A 4,242-nucleotide genomic window follows, 5' to 3' on the forward strand; every position below is an offset into this window, starting at 1 on the left:
GGCACGAGCGCCACGAGCGCCAGCAGGACGGCGTCCACAGCCGCGCCCTGCACCAGGACCTCGGCGAGGCCCTTCCGGTAGGCCCACCCGGTGCTGACCAGCTGCGCGCCCTCGACGGTCACGGCGTGCCCGCCGAGCAGCACGGCCGCGCCCTCCTCGGCGGCGCGCAGCAGCGCGACCTCGCGGACGTGCGGGTGCGGGGCGCGCGGATCGCTGTGGCTGCTGTCGCCGTCCGACCAGACCACGACCAGCCCGAGGTCGCGCACCGGCGCGAACATGGTGGCGCGGGTGCCGATGACGGCGTGCACCGAGCCGCGGCTCACCGCGAGCCAGCGCCGGTAGCGCTCCCGGGGGCCGGCCTCCGCCTCCAGGGCGACGTGCATGCCCTCGCCGAGCACCTCGGTGAGCGCCCGGTCCACCCGCGCCACCGAGCGCCCGTCCGGCAGGACGACCAGCGCGCCGCGCCCGCCCGCCAGCGTCGCCGCGACGGCCCGGGCGATCTCGTACGGCCAGGCGGGCCCGGGCAGCGCCGACCAGACGGCCCGCGGCGCACCGCCCTCGGCGAGCGCGGCCAGGAAGTCGGGCCCGGCCGGGTAGCGCTGCCAGCTGCCGGGCGCGGGCACCGCGGGCCGCGCCCGCGGCGGCGGGGAGTCCTCGGCCTCCGCCTTGGCGTGCCGGGGCGGGATCGCCAGCTGGAGGACGTCCGCCAGCGTGCCCGCGTACCGGTCGGCGACGGTCCGGCACAGGCGCAGCAGCTGCGGGGTGAGGACGGGCTCTGGCGAGAGCACCTGGGCGAGCGGCGCGAGCGGCCCGGGGAAGTCGCTCTTCTCCAGCCGGGCGACGATGAACCCGTCGTGCAGCTCCCCGCCCTCGCGCTGCCCCTTGACCACGCGCGCCCCGAACCGGACCCGCACCCGGACGCCCGGCCGGGCGTCCTCGGCCATCGCGGCCGGCACCTCGTAGTCGAAGAACTTGTCGATGGTCAGCACGCCCTTGTCGACCACGACCCGGGCCACCGGCAGGTGCTCGGCCCGCTTCGCGCCACGCCACGTCCGCGGCTTGGCGCGCCGGACCGTCTCCCGGATGAACGCCAGCTGCTCCGGCTCGGCGCCCCCGTTCTCCCCTGTGCTGCTCATCGCTCCCAAGTACTACCAGGTCACACCGACAACGCGCACAAAAGTGGCGGGCGCCCCCCCCCCGGGGGGGGGGGCCCCCGCCGCCGTCAGTGGCTCGCGCCGAAGGGGAGTTCCAGTTCGGCCCAGACCACCTTGCCGTCCCTGGTCAGGCGGCTGCCCCAGCGTTGGGCGAGCTCGCTGACCAGGAACATGCCGCGGCCGCCCTCGTCCTGCTCGGCGAAGGGGCGCAGCTGCGGGGTCTGGCCGCCGGCGTCGGAGACCTCGACGGTGAGGACGCGGTCGCGGAAGAGCCGCAGCCGGCGCGGGGCGTCGGCGTGCAGGAGGGCGTTCGTGACGAGTTCGCTGACCAGCAGTTCGGCGTAGTCGGCGAGCGGGGTCAGGCCCCAGCGTTCCAGGGTCGAGCGGGTGAAGCGGCGGGCCTTGCCGGGCAGGCGGCCGCCGCCGGTGAGCGGGAGGGTGGCGATGCGGTCGGCGGGCAGCGGCAGCACCCGGGCCATGATCATCGCGATGTCGTCGTCGGTGCCGTCGGTGACGAGGGCGCCGAGGACGGCGTCGCAGGTCTGTTCCAGGGTGCGTCCTGGCTCGGCGAGGGTGCGGGCTAGCAGGTCGATGCCCTTGTCGATGTCCTGGCCGCGGCGCTCGACCAGGCCGTCGGTGTAGAGGGCGACCATGCCGCCCTCCGGGAGGGTGAACTCGATCGACTCGAAGGCCACGCCGCCGACGCCGAGCGGCACGCCGGGCGGCAGGTCGACCCGGCGGGCGAGTCCGTCGGGGCCGACCCAAACGGGCGGCAGGTGGCCGGCCGAGGCGACCTGGACGGTGCGCTCCAGGGGGTCGTAGACGGCGCAGATGCAGGTGGCGAACTGGCCCTCGCCGATTCCGTGGGCGGTCTCGTCCAGCCGGGTGAGGACCTGCTCGGGCGGCATGTCGAGGGTGGCGAGGGTGCGGGCGACGGTGCGCAGCTGGCCCATCGTGGCGGCGGCCCGGATGCCGTGGCCCATGACGTCGCCGACCACCAGGGCCACCCGGCCGCAGGACAGCGGCACGACGTCGAACCAGTCGCCGCCGACCTCGCTGACGACGCTGCTGGGCAGGTAACGGTAGGCGATCTCCAGGCCGAGGGTGCGGTGGATCTCCTGTGGCAGGAGGCTGCGCTGGAGGGTGAGCGCGGTCTCGCGCTCGCGCCGGTAGAGGCGGGCGTTGTCGAGCGCGAGGGCGGTGCGGGCGACGAGTTCCTCGGCGAGGGCGACGTCGGCGTCGGTGAACGGCTCGGGGTTGCGCATCCGGATGAACTCGGAGCCGCCGAGGACCATGCCGCGGGCCGAGATCGGCACCATCAGGTACGAGTGGATGCCGGCCGCGATGCCGGGGGCGACGCGGTCCTCGCTGGAGACCAGGCCGCGCAGCACTTCCTCGTCCACGTGGGCGCGCAGCAGCGGCCTGCCGCTGCGCAGGCACTGGGTGTAGCTGCGGTGGGGGGCGTACTCGGAGGTCTCGCCGACGGCGTCGACGGCGTGGGCGAGCCCGGATTCGTAGTTCTCGCCGACGGCGACGGCCCGCAGCTTGATCGGGCGGTCGGCGGGGATGGCGGTGGGCTCGGCGCCGCGCAGCACCGGTTCCAGGAGGTCGACGGTGGCGAAGTCGGCGAACCGGGGGACGACGGCCTCGATGAGTTCCTCGGCGGTGCGCTGGAGGTCGAGGGTGGTGCCGATCCTGGCGGTGGCCTCGGCGATGGTGGCGAGACGTTCCTGCGCGCGGGAGGCGCGGGCCTCGGCCTGGAAGCGCTCGGTGACGTCGATGATCGAGGAGGCGACGCCGAAGACCTTGCCGGTGGAGTCCTCCAGCCGGAAGTAGGACGCGGACCACGCGTGGTCGCGCCTCGGGTCCCCGGGGACGCGGCCGTGCGAGCGGGCGTCGACGACGGGCTTGCCGGTCCTGAGCACCTGTCTCATGGTCTGCTCGATCTCGGCGGTGTTGATGCCGGGCAGCACGGCGGATATCCGGCGGCCGAGGTGGGCGGCGGCCGGGACGCCGTTCATCCGGGCGAGCGCCTCGTTGATCCGCACGTAGCGCAGCCGGGTGTCGTAGACGGCCATGCCGATCGGCGAGCGGCCGAAGATGCCGTCGAGGACGGCGAGGTCGGCCTCGATCTCGTGGATGGCGCCGGTGTCGGAGGCGGTGGCGAGCAGCAGGAGGGTGCCGCCGGGGCCCGCGATCGGGTAGGTGCGGAACTCCAGCTCGACCCGGTGGCCGTCGCGGTGGCGCACCGGGAAGACGAAGGAGGTCTCGGTGCCGTCCATGATCCGCTGGAAGATCGCGAGCACCTCGCCGCGGTCGCTCTCGTCGGTGAGCAGCGGGGCGGCGTGGCTGCCGACGGCCTCGTCGGTGGTGTAGCCGAGGAGGACCTCGGCGTCCTCGCTCCAGTGCAGGATGAGGCCGTCGCCCTGGACGAGGACGGTGGCGAGCGGGACCAGCCGGTGGCCCTCGGGACGTGCGGGGGTGGCGCCCGGTGCGGGGCCGGCGGCGGCGGTCGCGTCCCACTCGTTTCCGTGCATGATCAGGCAGCACCCCGGTTCGGCTCGTGCCCGGCCGGGTGGGCCTCGCGGTCCGTGCCGGCCGGGATTCTTCTCCAGACTGCACGGACATCGGCCGCCCGGCGACCCCTTGGACGGGGCCGTTCCGGTCGCTCGCGTGGTCCGGGCGTCATGGGCGTACCGGGCGCAGCGTACTCTCCAGGAGGCCCGCCCACTGCCGGATCACTCCGGATCGTCGGGCGCTGTCGTCGGTGAGCAGGTTGGCGAGGCCGAGGCCGCGGGCGAGGTCGAGGGTGGCCTGCACGGATTCGCGCACGCCGGGGCGGCTCTCGTCGGCGTCCAGGAACTCGACGGCCGCGCGGTGGGCCTCGCGGCCGACGTGGCCCTCCAGGGCGATGATCCGCTCGCGCAGCGGCTCCTCGGTGGCGGCGGCCGTCCACAGGTGCAGGGCGGCGCGGAACAGCGGGCCGGTGTAGAGCCGGACGATCATGTCGACGACGGTCGCCGGGCCCCACCCCGCACGGTCGGGCCCCCTCTCGTTCGGTCACGCCAACATCGTCCGTGCGATCGGC

General features: G+C 74.9%; 1 protein-coding gene and 2 pseudogenes. All 3 read right to left on the minus strand.

Annotated elements, in window-relative coordinates; genetic code table 11:
* A pseudogene (locus tag AB0O00_RS31060) lies at positions 1 to 1,136 on the minus strand (primosome assembly protein PriA); the annotation flags it as partial.
* An 86-nt stretch (positions 1,137 to 1,222) separates the two neighbouring features.
* Positions 1,223 to 3,691: a SpoIIE family protein phosphatase gene (locus AB0O00_RS31065; protein WP_363657418.1), complete on the minus strand. Its 2,469-nt coding sequence runs from the start codon at positions 3,689 to 3,691 to the stop codon at positions 1,223 to 1,225.
* Positions 3,692 to 3,839: 148 nt separating this feature from the next.
* Positions 3,840 to 4,169: pseudogene (locus AB0O00_RS31070) on the minus strand (TetR/AcrR family transcriptional regulator); the annotation flags it as partial.
* Positions 4,170 to 4,242: the final 73 nt, after the last annotated feature.

This window comes from Kitasatospora sp. NPDC093558 (assembly GCF_040683475.1).
In the GTDB taxonomy this organism is placed as follows: domain Bacteria; phylum Actinomycetota; class Actinomycetes; order Streptomycetales; family Streptomycetaceae; genus Kitasatospora.